General features: G+C 45.3%; 15 protein-coding genes. 10 read left to right on the plus strand and 5 right to left on the minus strand.

Features of this window, described 5'->3' with window-relative positions; genetic code table 11:
- Window positions 1-12: 12 nt before the first annotated feature.
- The 6 genes from F7R58_RS07305 to F7R58_RS07330 all read left to right on the plus strand — a co-directional run bounded on the left by F7R58_RS07305 (window position 13) and on the right by F7R58_RS07330 (window position 7,018).
- The gene (locus F7R58_RS07305; protein WP_158064277.1) at window positions 13-765 is read left to right on the plus strand and encodes a hypothetical protein; all 753 of its coding nucleotides are present in this window, start codon (window positions 13-15) and stop codon (window positions 763-765) included.
- 126 nt (window positions 766-891) lie between these two features.
- The gene (locus tag F7R58_RS07310) at window positions 892-1,449 is read left to right on the plus strand and encodes a YdeI/OmpD-associated family protein (RefSeq protein WP_158064278.1); all 558 of its coding nucleotides are present in this window, start codon (window positions 892-894) and stop codon (window positions 1,447-1,449) included.
- Between the two features lie 96 nt (window positions 1,450-1,545).
- Window positions 1,546-2,877 carry an alpha-amylase family glycosyl hydrolase gene (locus F7R58_RS07315; protein WP_158064279.1) on the plus strand — a complete coding sequence of 444 codons (1,332 nt, stop codon included), beginning with the start codon at window positions 1,546-1,548 and terminating at the stop codon, window positions 2,875-2,877.
- Window positions 2,878-3,069: 192 nt separating this feature from the next.
- A complete protein-coding gene (gene rlmF / locus F7R58_RS07320; protein WP_158064280.1) occupies window positions 3,070-4,062 on the plus strand; it encodes a 23S rRNA (adenine(1618)-N(6))-methyltransferase RlmF in 993 nt (330 codons plus the stop codon).
- A 117-nt stretch (window positions 4,063-4,179) separates the two neighbouring features.
- Window positions 4,180-5,319, plus strand: a complete 1,140-nt coding sequence (locus tag F7R58_RS07325; RefSeq protein ID WP_158064281.1) for a vWA domain-containing protein — start codon at window positions 4,180-4,182, stop codon at window positions 5,317-5,319.
- Between the two features lie 244 nt (window positions 5,320-5,563).
- On the plus strand, window positions 5,564-7,018 hold the full coding sequence (locus tag F7R58_RS07330) for a sigma 54-interacting transcriptional regulator (RefSeq protein WP_158064282.1): 1,455 nt from the start codon (window positions 5,564-5,566) through the stop codon (window positions 7,016-7,018).
- Between the two features lie 79 nt (window positions 7,019-7,097).
- Here F7R58_RS07330 and F7R58_RS07335 read toward each other — a convergent pair whose 3' ends face one another.
- Complete coding sequence (locus F7R58_RS07335; protein WP_158064283.1) at window positions 7,098-7,544, minus strand: KTSC domain-containing protein; 447 nt, start codon at window positions 7,542-7,544, stop codon at window positions 7,098-7,100.
- A gap of 214 nt (window positions 7,545-7,758) precedes the next feature.
- Here F7R58_RS07335 and F7R58_RS07340 point away from each other — a divergent pair, with 214 nt between their 5' ends.
- Window positions 7,759-9,210: an FAD-dependent oxidoreductase gene (locus F7R58_RS07340; RefSeq protein ID WP_158064284.1), complete on the plus strand. Its 1,452-nt coding sequence runs from the start codon at window positions 7,759-7,761 to the stop codon at window positions 9,208-9,210.
- A gap of 17 nt (window positions 9,211-9,227) precedes the next feature.
- Here the strand turns inward: F7R58_RS07340 and F7R58_RS07345 are convergent, their stop codons facing one another.
- The 4 genes from F7R58_RS07345 to F7R58_RS07360 all read right to left on the minus strand — a co-directional run bounded on the left by F7R58_RS07345 (window position 9,228) and on the right by F7R58_RS07360 (window position 13,086).
- The gene (locus tag F7R58_RS07345) at window positions 9,228-10,505 is read right to left on the minus strand and encodes an alpha-amylase family glycosyl hydrolase (protein ID WP_158064285.1); all 1,278 of its coding nucleotides are present in this window, start codon (window positions 10,503-10,505) and stop codon (window positions 9,228-9,230) included.
- A 142-nt stretch (window positions 10,506-10,647) separates the two neighbouring features.
- Window positions 10,648-11,226 (minus strand): IS1096 element passenger TnpR family protein, encoded by a 579-nt coding sequence (locus tag F7R58_RS07350; RefSeq protein ID WP_158064286.1) that lies wholly within the window; start codon window positions 11,224-11,226, stop codon window positions 10,648-10,650.
- 120 nt (window positions 11,227-11,346) lie between these two features.
- Entirely contained in the window at window positions 11,347-12,381 is a 1,035-nt protein-coding gene (locus F7R58_RS07355) for a sensor histidine kinase (RefSeq protein WP_158064287.1), read from the minus strand.
- A 27-nt stretch (window positions 12,382-12,408) separates the two neighbouring features.
- Complete coding sequence (locus tag F7R58_RS07360; protein ID WP_158064288.1) at window positions 12,409-13,086, minus strand: response regulator transcription factor; 678 nt, start codon at window positions 13,084-13,086, stop codon at window positions 12,409-12,411.
- Window positions 13,087-13,278: 192 nt separating this feature from the next.
- Here F7R58_RS07360 and F7R58_RS07365 point away from each other — a divergent pair, with 192 nt between their 5' ends.
- The 3 genes from F7R58_RS07365 to F7R58_RS07375 all read left to right on the plus strand — a co-directional run bounded on the left by F7R58_RS07365 (window position 13,279) and on the right by F7R58_RS07375 (window position 17,606).
- Window positions 13,279-15,819, plus strand: a complete 2,541-nt coding sequence (locus F7R58_RS07365) for a TonB-dependent receptor domain-containing protein (protein WP_158064289.1) — start codon at window positions 13,279-13,281, stop codon at window positions 15,817-15,819.
- 36 nt (window positions 15,820-15,855) lie between these two features.
- Window positions 15,856-17,037, plus strand: coding sequence for a hypothetical protein (locus F7R58_RS07370; RefSeq protein WP_158064290.1), 1,182 nt, complete (start codon window positions 15,856-15,858; stop codon window positions 17,035-17,037).
- 182 nt (window positions 17,038-17,219) lie between these two features.
- A complete protein-coding gene (locus tag F7R58_RS07375) occupies window positions 17,220-17,606 on the plus strand; it encodes a hypothetical protein (RefSeq protein WP_158064291.1) in 387 nt (128 codons plus the stop codon).
- Window positions 17,607-17,654 lie beyond the last annotated feature (48 nt).

Genomic DNA, 17,654 nt, shown 5'->3' on the forward strand with positions numbered 1-17,654 from the left:
CAAAACCAACAATTGACTAGATTTTTCTCCTCCCAGCTCTTCATCAACAGCAATCCCACCAGGTCCAATATGGCATTGGCCGGATGGCTGTTCCTGATACTTACCCCTCTGGTTCTCTGGCTGGATTCTGATTTTTTCCTGAATGATTACGGCTTCAACGGGCGCTGGCTGGCAAATGCATTTACAATAGCATATTTCCTGTGGCTTTTCTATGTGTCGGGCACTGAGCTTCGGAAGCTGATGTTTACAATGGTTATCATCTCCTATATCGGTGAACTTATTTTCTGCAGCCTTCTAGGCATGTATCATTACCGAACGGTGCACATACCGCTTTACGTGCCGCTGGGACATGCCATTGTGTATGCGTCGGGCTATATTTACGCCAATACGTTATGGGTGGTGAAAAACAAAACCGCGCTCAAAAAGGCATTCCCTGTCTTATTTATATTGATTTTCCTGATACCCGTTATTTTTTTCAATGACATGTTCACACTGATTTTCAGTGTATTTTTCTTAGCCATCCTGCGCAGAAAGAAAGGCGATCCGCTTTACTATTTTATTGCATTGTGTGTGATTTACATTGAACTGCTGGGTACGGGTTTCAACTGCTGGAAGTGGGTTCCTGAAACCTTCGGTCTCATCCCTGCTGCCAATCCGCCCATGGGTGCCGTATTTTTTTATGCGGGTGGCGATGTGATTATCGCTAAACTGGTTAGTATTTGGGAAAACAGAAAAACGAGCCCAATTACTGAAATCGCTGATTAACTGCTCGAAAGCAAATTCTCATCTTTCAGCTGAATCTGGAGAACCTGGCCTATTTAAAGACTTATTATCACATAATCCGGCCATCAGATCCTCTGTTTTTCCTTAGATTTGTCTGAAATCAGGCAAATGGAACCCGTATTTTTTGAAACTCCGGCTCTTTTCCGCGAATGGCTGGCTAAAAACCACGCTGCAGAAAACGAACTCCTGGTTGGATTCTACAAAGTGAACAGCGGCAGACAGTCCATCAGCTGGTCCGAATCAGTGGATCAGGCGCTCTGCTTTGGCTGGATAGACGGCGTCCGGAAATCACTGGACTCTGACAGCTATACGATACGCTTTACGCCGAGGCGGCCCAAAAGTATTTGGAGTGACATTAATGTTAAAAAAGTAAAAGAGCTGAAAGAAGCGGGTTTGATGGAGCCCGCAGGATTAGAAGCCTTCAGCAAAAGGACAGCAGGCCGCTCCGGTATCTATTCGCATGAAAAACCTGCTGAGCAGCTTGCACCTCAATATGAAAAAACATTCAGCTCCCATCCTGTTGCCTGGGAATTTTTCTGCAAACAACCACCCTCCTACCGTAAAGTCATCATTCATTGGATCATGTCGGCCAAACGGGAAAACACCCGCTATGACAGGCTTCAGAAAGTAATTGACAGCAGTTTAAATCAGGAAAGGCTGCAATAGAATTTACAATTTATTGCACTGTAATTTATCACACTGACATAACCTGATCATTTTTGCCCGAATTTTGATAGGTTAGATTGCCCCAGCCTGCTATATATGAACCAGTTACCACCGCATCCCTATCAGCCAAAAAAGTACGTCCAGATTGATAATCCGGACTGGGTGAAGAACGCCACTGTGTACGAGATGAATATCAGGCAGTTTTCCGCTGAGGGAACTTTTAGAGAAATAGAGAAACAGTTGCCGCGACTGAAGGAAATGGGGATTGATATAATATGGCTGATGCCCATACATCCAATAGGAGAACTGAACAGAAAAGGCAGTCTTGGCAGTCCTTACTCAGTGAAGAATTTTAAGGGAATAAATCCTGAATTTGGAACGGAAGCAGACTTCCGGAATCTGGTTCAGGCTGTTCATCGTCAGGGCATGTATGTAATTCTGGATTGGGTAGCCAACCACAGCAGTCTGGACTGTAATCTTGTGGCCGAACATCCGGAGTTTTACAAAAAGTCCCGCAATGGCAGGTTCCGGCCGACGCCCTGGCGCGATTATGATGATATTATTGAATTAGACTATGACCAGCCTGAACTACGGAAATACATGACGGAAGCGATGAAATATTGGGTCAGAGAATTTGACATTGATGGATTTCGCTGCGATATGGCCAGTTTTGTTCCGCGTGATTTCTGGGAAAATGTTCGCACAGAACTTGAAACCTTAAAACCTGTTTTCATGTTGGCTGAAGCAGAGGACCGCGACCTTCACAGCAAAGCTTTTGATGCCACCTACAACTGGGCCTTGTGGAACCAACTGCATGCCATTGCTCAGGGGCGCAGTAATGCCAAGACCCTGGCCGAAGCATATCTGGCGGAGCATGTTTCCATTTTTCCAAAGGAGGGCATCAGGATGAATTTCATTGACAACCATGACAAAAATTCCTGGGAAGGTAATCCGGTCTCCAATTTCGGCAACGCCCTGGAAGCTGCCACTGTCTTTACAGTATTGATAGACGGGATGCCGCTCGTGTACAACGGTCAGGAATCCGGACTGAGCCGTTCGCTCAAATTTTTTGACCGCGACCCCATTGAATGGAAAACACACCGCAACACCAACCTTTACACTACCCTGTTTAATTTAAAACATAGAAACCGCGGGCTTTGGAACGGCAGGTACGGCGGTGAAATGGAGCGTATGACCAACGACTGCATGGAGCATATCATTTCGCTTGTTCGGGAGAAAAAGGGCGACAAGGTGCTGGCGGTCTTTAACCTCAGCCCCAAAAAAGTGAATGTCACCCTGGACACTTCGGAGCACGCAGGCACCTATACCGAACTTTTCAGCGGTTCAGATAAGATTCTGCTAAAAAGTTGTCACCTTGAACTGGAGCCCTGGGGATATTTGGTCCTGTTCAGATCCAACTTACGGTAATAAACTATAATCTCTGTCTGATTTCTGACATCTGACATCTGACATCTGACATCTGACATCTGACGTCTGAAATCTGAAATCTTTAGATCTTACAAAATTCCACGAGCTATTAATCTTCCGATCGGAACCGCTGGGTCGGACAGTGTTTTTTAATTATTAAGCCTCATCTTTGCAGAATTAAATATTCAACCCATGTCTACAGAAAAAACAAGACTTCATATACGCAATAAAAACCGTGAACGTTACGACCTGAATGCCCTCAAAGAGGCTGAACCGGCACTCGGGAATTATATTAAACCCAATAAATACGGTGACGATTCGGTGGAATTTGCGAATCCTGAAGCGGTTAAGTTGCTCAACAAAGCATTGCTGAGCCATTATTACGGAATAAAGCACTGGGACTTCCCGGCCGATAATCTCTGCCCTCCCATTCCGGGCCGTGCCGATTATCTGCATTATATGGCAGATTTGTTGGGTCAGAGTAATTTTGGGAGTATTCCGGAAGGAGAAAAGATCACTGTACTCGATATTGGCGTGGGTGCCAACTGCATTTACCCCGCCCTAGGCGTGAGTGAGTATGGCTGGAAATTCGTAGGTTCGGATGCGGATCCAAACTCCGTAGCTTCCGCGGGCAAAATTGCGGAGTCCAACGAACAGTTAAAGGACAATGTTGAAATTCGCCTCCAGCCTGATGCTGATTCTGTATTTCATGGCATAATCGGCGATGGTGAGCGCTTCGACTTCACGCTTTGCAACCCTCCTTTCCATTCCTCGGAAGAGGAGGCAGAAAAGGGTACACAGCGGAAAGTCCGCAACCTCACCGGAAAAAAGGCTGCAGAAGCGGAACTGAATTTTTCCGGAATCAGTCAGGAACTTATCTATCCCGGGGGTGAAATAGCCTTTATACGCAAAATGATTAAGGAGAGCCGTGCCTTTGGCAAAAACTGCTACTGGTTTACGACGCTGGTTTCTAAAGAGTCCAACCTGAAAAAGGTGTACAGCGCACTGGAAGAAGCCCAAATCGTGTACAGAAAAACCATTCCGATGGGTACCGGCAATAAGGTGAGCCGCATTGTAGCCTGGACTTTCCTGACCCGGGAGGAGCAAATGCAGTGGCGCGAAGACAGATGGAAAGTAAAGACAACGGACGAAAAACAAAAACAGCAGCCGGATAGCAGGGTTTAGTTGGCCGCGGAATGCAATGGACCCACTAATCCATAACGGTGATACCTAGTATCTATATTTCTGCGGAAAAAATGGAATGAATTTTCCATACCTTGGCTGAAGATTAGCCATTAAGTAATGAACCTCAGCAACTTTAACAGGAAAGGATTTACTTTTAAAAATCATACTCCGGAAGAGGTGTCTCACTTCGAGCGGATTTTTGATGTGTTTAAGGATCTACTGACACACACTTCAGGTGATCTGGAAGAGGCTTTTGAGTGGCTGGAAATGCTGGATAAGGAGTATGATATCTTCACCGATGAGTATACAATTGCCGATTTCGAAGAAGATCTTAAAAAACGCGGCTACATTAAAGAAGAGATCAGACCCGAAGAAGGCAGTACGAGCAGCGGAAAGGGCCGGAATATTGTTACGCCCAAACTTGAGAAGGCACTCCGGGAATTTGCCCTGGACCAGATTTTCGGCAAACTGAAAAAGACGGGGATTGGCAACCACCGGACCTCCAAAGCGGGTGTGGGTGACGAAAGAGACGGCGAAAACCGCAGTTTTCAGTATGGCGATGAGCTATCGCACATCAACATGACTGAAAGCCTTAAAAATGCACAAATCAACAATGGTATCACAGACCTAAGGCTTACGGAAGATGATTTGATGGTGGAAGAAACGCACCACAAAGCCCAGATGAGTACCGTACTTATGATTGACATAAGCCATTCGATGATCCTCTACGGTGAGGACCGTATCACTCCGGCTAAAAAGGTGGCCATGGCGCTTGTTGAGCTTATTAAGCGGAAATACCCAAAAGACTCGATAGATATTATTGTTTTTGGAAATGAAGCCTGGCCCATCAAGATCAAAGATCTGCCCTACTTAAATGTTGGGCCCTACCATACAAATACAGTGGCCGGACTCGAGCTTGCCATGGATATCCTCCGGCGAAAGAGAAACACCAACAAACAGATATTTATGATCACCGACGGCAAACCAAGCTGTATGAAACTTGCAACGGGTGAGTTGTATATGAACAGCGTGGGCCTGGATGAGACTATAGTGAACCAATGTCTTAACAAAGCGGCTCAGGCGCGCCGTCTCAAAATTCCGATCACCACTTTCATGATTGCTCAGGATCCTTACTTACGGCGTTTTGTAGAAGCCTTCACGGCTCAGAACCAGGGCAAAGCATTCCTTACCGGACTCAGCAACCTGGGTGGGATGATTTTCGAGGATTATGAAAGGAACAGGATCAGAAGAATTTAGTTTAAGATGTCAGATGGCAGAGTTCAGATATCAGACAATAGGGGTAAGAGGTTAGAGGTTGGAAGTTATGAGTCAGAAGTGTAAAGATGAAAAAAAATTAAAACTCTGGGTTACCGGGAGGAAACAGTTGAATGTTTATGAATTGATTTTAAGATCTAAACTCAAAAGTCTGAAATCTGATATCTGACATCTTGGCTCTTGTCTCTACTGTACAGCATCTGCCCTCAAAAAACATTAAATAACAATGAAAGAAAGTACAACTTTTGGCGAACTGAAAAAATCAGGATATGCCCATAAAACCATTTCCAAGGAAATTCAGCAAAACCTTATCGCAAAAATCAGGGCGAAAGAGCCTGTATTTGAAGGCCTTTGGGGTTATGAAGACACTGTTATTCCTCAACTTAAAAAAGCATTGCTGGCGGGACATCACATTAATCTGCTGGGATTGCGCGGACAGGCAAAAACACGTATTGCGCGAAGTATGGTAAGTCTGCTGGACGAATATATGCCCATCGTGCAGGGGTCAGAAATCAACGACAGTCCCTTTCAGCCCATATCAAAGGTGGCGCGCGACCTTGTTGATGAGCTGGGTGATGAAACTCCAGTATCCTGGGTACACCGCAGCGACCGCTTCTTTGAAAAACTCGCTACTCCGGATGTGAATGTAGCCGATCTCATTGGCGATATCGATCCTATTAAGGCCGCCACGCTGAAACTGCCTTACTCCGATGAGCGGGTTTTGCATTATGGGATGATTCCAAGGGCCAACCGCTGTATTTTCGTACTGAATGAACTGCCGGACCTTCAGGCACGTATTCAGGTTTCACTGTTCAACATCCTGCAGGAAGGTGATATCCAGATTCGCGGTTTCCAGCTCAGGATGCCTTTGGATATCCAGTTTGTATTTACAGCAAATCCCGAAGATTACACCAACCGCGGAAGCATAGTTACCCCGCTGAAAGACCGTATAGGCTCTCAGATCTTCACCCATTATCCTCAAAACATTGCCCTGGCCCGGCAAATCACGGAGCAGGAAGCTCGCATTTCTGCTGAAGACAGCGCAGTAATTGAAGTTCCCGATTATGCAAAAAACCTGCTTGAAGAGATCGCTTTTGCTGCGCGGAACAGCGAATTTGTAGATACCAAAAGTGGTGTGAGCGCCAGGCTAACCATCAGCGCCATGGAAAATCTGATGGCTGCCGCCAAACTTCGCCTTATTGAATCTGATCTGGACCGTACAGCCGTTCGTTTACTTGATATTCTGTCCGTAATTCCGTCTATTACAGGAAAAATCGAACTCGTTTATGAAGGCGAACAGGAAGGTGCGGATCATGTGGCCAGAATCCTTATTGACCAGGCAGTAATGAATCAATTTGAAAATATATTCCCAAAGATTGGCAAACTGGAGAAAGAAGGCGTGAAAACTCCCTATACCGACATTGTCCGGTGGTTTGATGAAAACCAACTTCACCTGAATTATTTGGACAAAGATCTAGACTACCGCAATAAACTGAACAGCATAAAACCGTTGGTATCACTTGTAGATGAAAATACCGGCGATCTAGGCGACGGCGACCGCTACTTCTGTATGGAGCTGGTTCTGTGGGCACTTACCGTGAGCAGGAAATTGGATAAATCCGAAAACGAAAGTAGTTTCACCTATGATTCGCCCGGCATCGGCAAATACTACAGCAGATAAAAAAGGTAGCCCATTAAAAAAACAAACCTCTCCGGTATATTTCCGAAGAGGTTTTTAATTTTCATAAAAAGCATCAGGCCTAGTCAGCCATTGCCTCACCTGCCTTGCGGTGGATAAAATTACCATAGATATGGCGCCTGGCAAACCTGCTTGGCGAATCTGCATTTACCATCTTAATATAAGTGTTGCGCGGAACACCAATGTACTCGTACATTTTACCATTCACATGCTGTATTTTTAGGATCTGTTTTTCATAGTCAAAATCCTGAATATTGGATTTGGAAGTGGTTTCGCTGTATTCCTCTTTGTACTTCTCCTGCGTTTCGGGATTGATGCTCACCAGAAAATGATAGGCTTCAATCACCGATTTACTGGTGGCTTCAGCCTCGGTACGTCCCTCCTCGTCATTTACAAATTTATCCGGATGCGCTTCCTTCATTGTATTTCTGTAAATGGTTTTCAGTTCTTTCAGGGTCACCGTCTTGTCTACGCCCAGCAGTTTGCGGTGTTCGCCAATTCTTTTCATATAAAATAATATTTTGATTCAGGAAATAGAAAGGCATTCGGCTTAAAAAATAATAAGCATCATCCTGTCTGAATTTCGGGGTGCAAAATTAGGCTTTTAATTTTTAATATGAAGAGTGATAATTAATTACAGATTTATTTTCGCAGAATGAATACCTTTGCGCCCTGTTTTAACCTATAAAAGTGCAGGAAGGATGCGCTTCTTCAGATATTGAATGGATTCGGAATTAAGATGCCGGACCGCCTGTGGTGAGTGTGGCGGAATTGGAAAGAAAAAGCAGCGCCTTCGCAAAAGTGTGCGTCTCCGTTATGAAAAAGCTTTGAAGACATGGCATTCAGATGGTGCCATAGGTCCCGTACCCTTAAAACCAAAGCCTCATTACACCACTTGCAGTGTATGTTCCGGCAGTGGGCTGATACCTTCTGAAAACTATCCTGGACCCGATACCCAGAGATTCCCGCATCTGGCCATCATTGGTGGCGGCATTGGCGGAACTGCACTCGCGCTTGCCTGTCTGCACCGCGGCATCCCGTTCACTCTGTACGAAAAAGACAACAGTTTCAGTGATCGTGCCCAGGGTTATGGACTTACATTGCAGCAGGCCAGTAAAGCCATGGTAGGCTTCGGCATTAATAATCTCGAAGATGGCGTGGTTTCCACCAAACATATTGTACACACACCAGACGGTAAAATTGTGGGCGAATGGGGAATGCGGAAATGGCTGGGGAACAACAGTAAGGCCGGCAGCCGGCGAACCAATATTCATATTGCCAGACAGATATTACGGTCGGTACTTCTGAGACCACTGCAAAACAGCGGTTCTGTAAAATGGGGTTATGAACTTCTGCAATTTAACCATTGTGATGATCACAGCCTAAACCTGAAATTCCGGGTGAATGATGATGTGGTTGTGGAGAAAGCGGATTTGGTAATAGGCGCTGACGGTATAAGGAGTATTGTAAGGCGACAAATTTTAGGGGAAGAAACGCTCCCGCTCCGTTACCTGGGCTGCATGGTAATCCTGGGAATCTGCAGGCTCAGTGAAATTGGCGAATGCGACCGCTCCCTCCTGGATTCGGCTACTGTCTTTCAGACAGCCAACGGTCATGAACGCATCTATATAATGCCTTACGACGACGTATCGGTAATGTGGCAGCTTAGTTTCCCTATTCCACAGGAAGAGGCAATTGCTTTACGTAACAGAGGTAATGAAGCCTTAAAACAGGAAGCTATCCGAAGAACCCCCTGGCACGACCCCATTCCGCAAATTCTGAACGCTAGCGACCCATCAAAAATTTCCGGTTATCCGGTGTATGACCGTGACTTGCTCACTTCTGAGCTTCTGAATACCTCAGGCGCTTCCACACTGATTGGTGATGCGGCACATCCCATGAGTCCGTTTAAAGGTCAGGGAGCCAATCAGGCCCTGCTGGATGCACTGTCACTGGCGCGGGAAATAACAAAAGGATGTTCAAATCCAAACGACTGGCAGGATAAAGACATTAGGGAAATCATTCTAAACCGTTTTGAAGCAGAGATGTTGCAGCGCAGCGCCATCAAAGTGGAAGATTCGGCAGCGGCAGCGGAATACCTGCATTCGGAACTGGCACTGTTTGAAGCGGATGAACCTCGCGGTAAGGTCATCAAAAGAAAGCACAAAGAATAGAATTCGCGATAGTAGCTCTACTTTTGAAAAACCGCAAATCCTCCGGGTTCCAAAGAAAAATGGGCTCCGTTGGTGAAATCACGCGTTGAAAGTGTAAAAACACAGGTATAAACTCCGGATAGCGATTCTTCTGTAATCTCAAAATTGATTGGTTTTGTGGAAAAACTGAGCACCGTTAGTACTGCGTGCATTCCGTTTTGCCTTAGGTATGCCAGAATTTTATCATCGGCTGTAGTCTTCAGCAAAAGCGTCCTCACGGCCGGGTCGCCACCCCGCAGCGCCGGATTATTGCTTTTAAGGCGCAACAGAGTCTTATAGAAGTCATGCAGTTTATTAGTACCGGTCCACGGAATAGGGTCCTTCTCAAAAAACTCAAGTCTTTTTGTGCGCATCGGTATTTCCTGCCCGTTATAGATGAGTGGCACGCCGTTCCACGTCACTGAAAAGACGGCCAGCGCCTCTGCATAGATCCCATATTTCTCAAATTCAGTACCGTTCCAGGTATTCTCGTCATGATTAGATGTAAACCAGGCACGCATAGAGCCGTCTCCAATCTCTGAATATCTGGTCAACAGTGTCTTAAGTTCACCTAAAGTAACTTTGCCATCGCAAAAATCCCTGGTCAGGTGCATCCAGTTCCAGGAATAACTGGCATCGAAAATCTTTCCGTACCCGGGATCATCAAGTTCGTCAAATTCACCGAGCCAAAAAAGTGGTTTCAGTTTTTCCAGTTCAGGTCTTGCCTGTTGCCAGAAACCCAGTTCCACCCATGCTGCCAGGTCGCAGCGGAATCCGTCTATATTTGCTTCCCTAACCCAATATTTCATGGCCTCAATCATGGCCAAGCGCATATCAGGTTTAGAGTAATCCAGTTCAATGATGTCGGCCATTCCGGATGCGGGTTGAAAATCGCCGGTAAGGGGATCCCGCAGATAGAAATCCGGGTGGGTATTCGTCCACACATGGTCCCAGCCTGTATGGTTGGCTACCCAGTCCATAATCACTCTGAATCCGAAGCTGTGCGCTTCATGCACTAAATTTCTTAAATCTTCCAGTGTACCAAATTCCGGGTTTACAGCTGCATAGTTGGCCGCCGCATACGGACTGCCCATACTTCCTTTTTTGTTTTTCTGTGCGATAGGGGTGATCGGCATCAGCCACAGCGTTTCAACACCCATATCCCTGAGCCGGGGCAAATGTGCGGTAAATTCCTTGAAAGTTCCTTCGGGAGTATACTGTCTCAGGTTTACTTCATAGATATTGGTGGTGTGCTTCCACCTGCAGGTTTCATTCATATTGTTCTAATGATAGAAGTGTTAAGAACAGCAAGGTCGGGATAATTCCCCAATTATTCCCCGAATGGAGTCCTACAATTCCAGCGAAACAAAATTCGCAGCCGGACATTAAAAAACCCTGCGGTTGCAGGGTGTAAATTTCTTAATCTTCATCGTCATCATCCAGTGGCTCATCAGCGAAATCCAAAGCATCGTCATCATCAAAATCATCATCCTCATCGGCAAAATCACCTTCTTCAAAATCATCGTTGAAACCAAAATCTTCGTCCTCGTCCAGAAGCGGCATCACCGGCTTCTTGCTTTTACCTGTACTTTTACCGGGTGCCTTCAGTGGCACCGCACCAAAACGGAAAACGGTTATTGGATAATTAACAGCAGGCTTTTCATCCACCATCTCTACAAGTTCGCAGAAAAATTCCCAAAGGTCAAGCAGTCCGTACTGAAACTGTGCACGGTCGCCTTCATTTGCGAATGCTTCATCAATATAAACGTCTGACATAATCTCACCATCGCCCTCATCGGTCATATCCTCCAGAGGTACGGACTTAATGATGGTCCCGTCTGACTCGAGCAGATTAAAGGCTGACAGTTCCTCACCCTGAAGGCTGAAGGCACTCTTGATACCTAAATGCAGGTTCCAGAGTGTCTGTTTCCCTTTGATTTCAATATCGCGGAAAATATTGTCCTTGGTATCTAAAATGACGCGGATTTTATAAACCATTATTGCTTTCTTGTATTAGTTTTGCTTAATGTTAACGGTACAAATATAGGATAATTGTAAGCGGAGCAAAAAGTTTTAAAAATCTTTTTTTTTAAAATATTTTATTACATTCCGCGCCGTCTAAGGCTCGGTTTCCAGCATAAAAGTAAAGGTGGTTCCTTCCAGATAAACGCTGTGTACAGAGATGGCTTCGTTGTGTGCCTCGAGAATATGTTTTACGATGGCCAGCCCTAATCCGGAACCGCCACCACGGCGGCTGCGTGAAGATTCAACCCGGTAAAACCTTTCAAAGATGCGCGGCAAAAGTTCCTTTTTGATGCCCATTCCATTGTCGGCCACCTCTACCAGTACTTTTGAGCGCAGTTTGTTGGTGCGCACCGTGATCAGTGCATTCTCGCGGTTGGAGTAATGAATGGCATTTGAGATAAGGTTAATGATCACTTGGCTGATCCGCTGCCTGTCCGCACGCACCATAATTGCAGCATGCGAGGTCTGGAGCTGCATCCTGGCTTCCCGACGCTCAGCTTCAAGATCCAGCATATCCATGATTTCGCGGATGAGGATATTGAGGTCAAATGTGGTAATATTAAGGTTGATTTCGCCGTATTCAAACTGGTTCAGCATATCCAGGTCCTTCACAATATCCAACAGCCTTTCCACCGATTTATCAATGCGTTCCAGGTACTTGTCCCGGATGGCCAGGTTCTCAACACCGCCGTCTATAAGGGTTTCCACATAGCCCTGAATGGAGAAGAGTGGTGTTTTCAACTCGTGTGAGACATTGCCTATATATTCTTTGCGGTAGCTGGCCATCCCTTTCATGGTGTCAATTTCGTTTGCATTTCTCTGGGAAAGCTCGGAAACCTTTTCACCAAGTTGTGTGAAACTCATTTTACTCTCGTCTGTCGGGATAATGCCCTGCGGCAGGATGGTACTGATGCGTTTGATCTGTTTTTTGCCATAATAGCCAAACAAAAATTCCAGAAGAAAATAATTTACGGCCAGCATTATCAGGACACAGAGTGACATGATCATGTAAAAACGGTTGCGGTCCTCCGCCAGCTGTTCCTGTGAGAGATTGAAGGCCAGCGCCACAAAAACCGTCACAAGGGTGATGAAAAGCGAGGCGATGAAAGTAAGTTCCCTGAATTTCAAATTGAAGAAATATTTAAAGATATCCGGTTAAACAATGAGCTTATAACCAATTCCTTTAAGCGTCTGAATAGAACTGAGACCTAATTTTTCCCGCAGGCGGCGGATGTGCACATCTATTGTACGTTCTCCCACCACTACATCGCTACCCCAAACTTTCTCCAAAATCTCCTCTCTCTTAAAGACTTTATCAGTATTGGAAGCTAAGAGATAAAGAAGGTCAAATTCTTTCTTGGGCAACAGAAAAGCCTGTCCGTTTCTGGAAACCCTGAAGTTATCCTTGTCAATCACCAAATCGCCCACTTCAATAAGTTTGGCCTTTTCATTTACCTGCGAAGTAAGCTGCAGAAGTGCATTCACCTTGGATATAAGAACCTTGGGCTTGATGACCTTTACAATATAATCATTACCGCCGGCCTGATATCCCGCCAGTTGGGAGAACTCCTCGCTGCGAGCCGACAGGAAAACGATAAGTGTTTTCTGAAGGCTTTTTATCTGTCTGAGTTCCTGGCAGGTTTCAATACCGTCCTTTCCGGGCATCATGACATCGAGAAGGATAAGATCCGGTACGAGTGTGCGCGCTTTTTCGATACCTTCTTCACCACCACTGGCGGTAACTACTTCATATCCTTCCTTTTCCAGATTATAAGACAGGATTTCCAGGATGTCCTGTTCATCATCAATCAGTAAGATCTTTTTGGTACTCATCTTCAGTTTTTATCCTTTCAAAATTACTAAAAATTAACACGTGGACCGGCCTGCCTGCCTTTATTCACGGAAAGTTAATATTGGCATTTTCCTGTTCATTATTTATTAAAACAAACTTAAAACTGAGTATACAGCAATTCGCAGGGGACTGAGGACCTTTGCAGTGAAAGAAAAACAAGTAAAAAACAAGAAATGAAAATCACTAAATTAAGTGTTGGAGTTTTATTCCTCCTGGGAACGGCACAGACACTTTCAGGACAACAGGCCGCACAGGATACGCTTAGGACAGAGAAACAGATTGAAGGTGTTGTCCTGCGCGGCAGCGTAAAAAAAGGTGCGGAAAGCAACCTGATCAGCCTTCAGCGCAAATCTGCCGAAGTAATTGAAAGAGTAGGTGCAGTGCAGCTTGAGAAACAGGGAGTCGGCGACGTATCTGTAGCTGTAACCAAAGCCACCGGCGCACAGAAGCAGGAAGGCAGCGGCCAGGTTTTCATACGCGGTCTGGGCGACAGAAGTAACTCCACAAGTATGAACGGGCTGCCCATTCCTTCCAACGATCCCGCTTATAAGAACATTGACCTCGGTATCGTGAAAACAGACATGATCGATTTCGTAGGACTGGAAAAAGTATATAACCCCAGGCTTTGGGGCGATATGGCGGGCGCAAATGTGGATATTGTCTCCAAAGTATACACCGGTAAGCCCTATTTCAAAGTAAATTTAGGATCATCAGTGAATTTCAACGCTTTCTCAAAGCCAAATTTTTACCTTCAAAACGGTCCGGATTATTTGGGCTTTAAACAGATCAGTAAGCCCAAAAACGCCAAAATTGCCCAATTTGGATATGCCTTCAATACAGGCTGGCAAAATGAAGAGACCTATAATCCCATTAATTCTTCGCTTGGTGTTGACTTCGGCAAATCTTTCCGGATAGGAGAAGAAGGAAAGCTGAGTGTTTTCGGATTTGGAAATTTTGACAATGATTTCAATTTCAGGGAAGGCATCATACGTTCCGTAGATAATTCCGGCGCGCCACTCAAAGACCTGTGGGGTCAGGAATTCACCTACGACACTAATACCACCGGGCTTCTAAACCTCAATTACCGCATCAACAGTGATCATACGGTGAAGGCTACCACCAATTATATTCATACCACAGAACAGAAACTGGGACTTTATGAAGGGTATATACGGGATACAAATGAAGACCGGACCAATGAAACCGCACATATGCGCAGGGCAACCTACAAAACAAATGATCTCTGGATTAACCAGATTGTCGGTGAGCACCGTATAACAGATCCGCTGAAGCTATATTGGAATCTTGGTTACAACCGTCTGGACAGCAGAAGACCGGACCGGCAGCAGAATATCAGTGTTGAAAACCTGAACACCGGCCTTCACCACTTCATTGCCGGAAACGCCGGAGCCAATCACCGCTATTTTGACCAGCTTCTGGAGAATGATTACGCTGCTAATATCTACGCAGATTATCAGCTGAGCGACAAAATAAAGATCACCGCAGGTTACCGCGGACGCTTAAAAGATTCGGATTTCCGTGCTACACAATATAATTTTCGGGTTAAACTGGCTCCTGGCAATTATTATGTAACTCCCGAAGATTACGGTGCATTTTTCAACTATGAAAATTACCAGTCCGGTGCATTCTTTGACATAAGGACCTTCCGCGGAATTGTGGGTGCAGATGAGATGGCCCTTGTTCCACAATACTATCAATCCGAAGTGATGAACCACGGAGCTTTTGCCAATGCTGAATTTAAAGCCGGAGAAAAGCTGACTGCCCAACTCGGTGTGAGTTATGAGAACCTACAGCAGTCCATCCTTTACAATACTAGTATTCAGGAAGGGGATGTAGATAAAGACTATTCCAAAATCCTGCCGGCGCTGAACCTAAAATACAGTCTGAACGACCTGCATAACCTCCGTCTGTCCGCGTCCAAAACGTACACTACCCCACTTCTTCTAGAAATTGCACCTTTCGAGTATGAAGATATAGACGAACTCAGCTTTGGAAATACAGACCTGAACCCGGCAGATAATTACAACCTGGACCTGAAGTGGGAATGGTTCCCAAAACGGGGCGAATTGATTTCGGCTACAGTTTTCGGAAAATACATTTCAAACCCAATTTCCCGCGTCACCGTAAACTCCTCTTCAAATTCAGTTTCGTTTGTGAACACAGGCGACAGCGGAATGATCTTCGGTGTTGAGGCCGAATTGAGAAAAGATCTGTACACGAATGGTAATTCCCGGTTCTATACTTTTATGAACGCCACGTACCTTAATACCGAACAGGAACTGGATTCCGAAAAGGTGGACAGAGAAAATCCAAATTCAAAAGTTGCAGTTTCCTTTATCAGCAGCCAGGACAGAATGCAGGGGGCTTCCGGCTTCTTGGCCAACCTTAACCTCGGCTGGGAACAGAAATGGAACCGGAACACTATGGATGTAGTCCTGTCCTACACTCATATTTCCGATAATATCTATGCTCTGGGTTATGAAAGTAAGGGCAACCTGGTAGATAAAGCAGTAAATTTTCTGGATGCGACCGTGAGGTTTTCCCTTAATAATGGCCTGGGAATATCTGCCAGTGCGAAAAATTTGCTGAACACAAGTTTCACCCGCGTACAGGCCAATGCCAATGGTGATGTAATAGTGAGGGAGTATAAAAAAGGGATAGACGCCGGAATCGGTTTTTCCTATCAGTTTTAAAAATCAAAACCATTATAATCTAAAAAAAGCTTTATTATGAAAAAGAACAGTCTGAAAGTACTGACCGCAGCACTTATCCTGAGCACAGCCACATTTGCGGTACAGTCCTGCAGTAATGACGATGATCCCATCATCACCACACCCGCCGGCAGTTTTGAGCCGGGAAATTTTAAAGGTGAAATAACCACGGGTAATACAATTACACTGGATCCCTCCAAAGTATACAAACTTACGGGACCTCTGGTTGTGAAAGAAGGTGGTAAGCTGATCATCCCTGCCGGAACCAGAATTGAAGCTACAGGAGGTACTTCAGCCTACGTCACTGTTGAACAGGGCGGGCAGATCTTTGCCAACGGTACTGCGGCTGCACCTGTTGTTTTCACAGCTTCCAATGCGACACCCGGTGCCTGGGGCGGACTCGTAATCTGTGGCCGCGCACCCATCAACAAAGGTACAACTGCAATGTCTGAAGTGGGCAATGCTACTTACGGAGGAACCATAGCCACTGATAACTCAGGAACACTGAACTTCGTGCGTATCGAATATGCCGGCGCCATCTTCACCGCAGAAAAGGAATTTAACGGTCTGTCCCTTTTTGGAGTGGGCAGCGGGACTCAAATCAACAATTTAGCCGTAATAAACGGTTCGGATGACGGTATTGAATTCTTTGGCGGAACTGTTAATGCCACAAATATCCTGTCTGTAGGCAATGAAGATGATGCTTTTGACTGGACTGAAGGCTGGAACGGTACAGTGAACGGTGTTTATGCCAAAAGAAGAGCCGACAATACCGGAAACAGAGGCATTGAAGCCGATAACAATTCCAATAACAGAGATGCAAGTCCAAGGTCTAACCCTACCATTAAAAACGCCACATTCATAGGAGCTCTTACCGGTGAAGCGGACGGAATTAAACTTAGAGAGGGAACGCACGCAACCATAGACAATGTTGTTCTTTCCGGTTGGAAAACAGGAATCAATGTAGAGCACGACCAGTCTGTCGCTTATTTCAACGGAGCTGGTAAGATCACCAATGTAAGATTTGACAATGTGCAGACCGAGGCCTCAGCGAAAGCAACGGCGGTAGGAACTACGCCTGGAGTCACAATACCTGTACTGCCCGGTACATTCACTGTAAATGCCGCAGCAACCGGCGCAGGTGGAAGCAACGGAACTGGACTGCCATCATGGGCAACTGGTTGGAGCGGACTTTTTTAGAACTTTTTTTCTTTCATTCATATCAGCAAGGCGCCGGAATTATCCGGCGTCTTTTTCTATACATCAGGATTTCCAATATTAAATTTTTCCGTTCCAGTGTTAATTTAATATGAATTTTTTGTTAATTCAATAATAATTATAGTACTTTGACTGAACAAACGAAAGACATAAATAATTGAGATATGAAAAAGACGGCAATAAAAACAGCAGTATTGGGAATCCTACTTTTCGTGGGATTTTCAGAAGGTCTGCAGGCACAGCATACCAACAGCCTTATAGAAGAAGTAAGAATTACTAATAAGGACGGCTTTACCCAGTTGAGAAACATTATAGCGCAGAATTTTGATTTTACCGATCCGCAGCTCACCGAAGGAACCACCAATTCGTTGGTGAAATTTAATATTTCAACAGACGGCAAAATTGAAAATGTTCGGGCAGATAGCCGCTGCAGGGCCATTAACAAAAATCTTGAAAGTGCCTTAAGCGGTCTTCATTTACGTTTTAAAGGGCAGCGTGAGAGGCCTGTGACCTATGTAATGCCGGTAGAAATCGCTATTGCGTCCCGTTAGGCATAAAAATGATGAGAAAAACGAAACCGGTTCCCATTTGGAACCGGT

This window comes from Chryseobacterium sp. (assembly GCF_008831505.1).
Lineage (GTDB): Bacteria > Bacteroidota > Bacteroidia > Flavobacteriales > Weeksellaceae > Marnyiella.

Excerpts from the sequence above, each read along its gene's own strand:
- F7R58_RS07310 (WP_158064278.1), top strand. The coding sequence starts at position 892 with ATGGAACCCGTATTTTTTGAAACTCCGGCTCTTTTCCGCGAATGGCTG.
- F7R58_RS07315 (WP_158064279.1), top strand. The coding sequence starts at position 1,546 with ATGAACCAGTTACCACCGCATCCCTATCAGCCAAAAAAGTACGTCCAG.
- rlmF (WP_158064280.1), top strand. The coding sequence starts at position 3,070 with ATGTCTACAGAAAAAACAAGACTTCATATACGCAATAAAAACCGTGAA.
- F7R58_RS07325 (WP_158064281.1), top strand. The coding sequence starts at position 4,180 with ATGAACCTCAGCAACTTTAACAGGAAAGGATTTACTTTTAAAAATCAT.
- F7R58_RS07330 (WP_158064282.1), top strand. The coding sequence starts at position 5,564 with ATGAAAGAAAGTACAACTTTTGGCGAACTGAAAAAATCAGGATATGCC.
- F7R58_RS07335 (WP_158064283.1), bottom strand. The coding sequence starts at position 7,544 with ATGAAAAGAATTGGCGAACACCGCAAACTGCTGGGCGTAGACAAGACG.
- F7R58_RS07340 (WP_158064284.1), top strand. The coding sequence starts at position 7,759 with ATGGATTCGGAATTAAGATGCCGGACCGCCTGTGGTGAGTGTGGCGGA.
- F7R58_RS07345 (WP_158064285.1), bottom strand. The coding sequence starts at position 10,505 with ATGAATGAAACCTGCAGGTGGAAGCACACCACCAATATCTATGAAGTA.
- F7R58_RS07350 (WP_158064286.1), bottom strand. The coding sequence starts at position 11,226 with ATGGTTTATAAAATCCGCGTCATTTTAGATACCAAGGACAATATTTTC.
- F7R58_RS07360 (WP_158064288.1), bottom strand. The coding sequence starts at position 13,086 with ATGAGTACCAAAAAGATCTTACTGATTGATGATGAACAGGACATCCTG.
- F7R58_RS07365 (WP_158064289.1), top strand. The coding sequence starts at position 13,279 with ATGAAAATCACTAAATTAAGTGTTGGAGTTTTATTCCTCCTGGGAACG.
- F7R58_RS07370 (WP_158064290.1), top strand. The coding sequence starts at position 15,856 with ATGAAAAAGAACAGTCTGAAAGTACTGACCGCAGCACTTATCCTGAGC.
- F7R58_RS07375 (WP_158064291.1), top strand. The coding sequence starts at position 17,220 with ATGAAAAAGACGGCAATAAAAACAGCAGTATTGGGAATCCTACTTTTC.